Origin of the sequence: Arsukibacterium sp., from assembly GCF_036735525.1 — a bacterium.
In the GTDB taxonomy this organism is placed as follows: domain Bacteria; phylum Pseudomonadota; class Gammaproteobacteria; order Enterobacterales; family Alteromonadaceae; genus Alishewanella.
Genome location: NZ_DAINOE010000109.1, coordinates 2,424 through 3,458, shown reverse-complemented (window position 1 = coordinate 3,458; position 1,035 = coordinate 2,424). Strand labels below are relative to the sequence as shown.

Below are 1,035 nucleotides of genomic sequence, written 5' to 3'. Positions count from 1 at the left end.
CTAACCTGGCTGCCGTTGTAATCTTTTTTCAGGATAATGTTAATAACACCAGCCATAGCATCAGTACCGTAAATTGCTGAAGCACCATCACTTAATACTTCGATACGTTCTACAGCAGCCATTGGCAAGGTATTGAGATTAGCTGAACCGCCGTCCATAACAGGCGATTTGGCCATTCGCTGGCCATCAAGCAACACCAGGGTGCGCTCTGAACCAGAGCCTTTCATTGATACCGTCGATTGTGATGCCCAGGAATTATTGGCACCACCGCCCCAAGAGCCGAAAGAGTTAAAATTGGATGCTCTGAGCGCATCGCCAACATTGTTAAAGCCTGCCGCAATTACATCTGCAGCATTTATCACGGTGATAGGGCTAGCACCTTCCATATCGACCTGTTTCAAACGTGAGCCTGTAATGGTAATACGTTCTAGCTGGTCGGTGTCCTGTTCGGTTGATGCCAACACCTGATAATGCGTTGAGCCAAGCAGTAGCGTGATTAACAGTGGTAATTTTGCGCGTTGCATGAATGTTTCCTTCTTCCTGTTGTTTTCTTGTGTTGTTGTGCAAAAAAGCAGCTTTGTTATACCTTAATATGTATATTGTATACAATATAATTTAAAATCTATTTATGCGAAATGGTGTCAAATCAAATGCTGGCGCCTGTTTCAGCAGGCAGCTGGTCAGCAGTTCTGCGCTAAATGCCGCTTGCGTTAAGCCCAGATGTTGATGGCCAAAGTTGTAATAAATGCCGCTATGGCGCGGGCAGGGGCCCAGCACCGGCAATGAGTCGGGTAATGATGGCCGGTTACCGGCCCAGACCGCATGGGTAGCAGATAAGTCAGCTTCTGCTGGTTTAACTGCAGTTGTGCGCTGGCGCAGTAACTGGTCGGCATGTTGCTGCAGTACGGTCGCGCGCTGATAATCGGGTTTGGCGTGCAGGCCGGCAAATTCTGCCGTACCCGCCAGACGCAAGCCGTGCTGCATTGGCGTCATTATGCATTTGGTAGTCAGGAAGGGAGATGAGCTTCGCCTTCA

2 protein-coding genes are annotated in these 1,035 nt (G+C 48.8%); both read right to left on the bottom strand.

Translation table 11 applies throughout. The features are described from left to right. The coding region (locus tag V7D78_RS15250) for a TonB-dependent receptor plug domain-containing protein (protein ID WP_333609314.1) at positions 1 to 524 on the bottom strand (524 nt) is incomplete at its 3' end. A 91-nt stretch (positions 525 to 615) separates the two neighbouring features. Beyond that, the gene (locus V7D78_RS15245) at positions 616 to 1,011 is read right to left on the bottom strand and encodes an NAD(P)/FAD-dependent oxidoreductase (RefSeq protein WP_333609318.1); all 396 of its coding nucleotides are present in this window, start codon (positions 1,009 to 1,011) and stop codon (positions 616 to 618) included. Positions 1,012 to 1,035 lie beyond the last annotated feature (24 nt).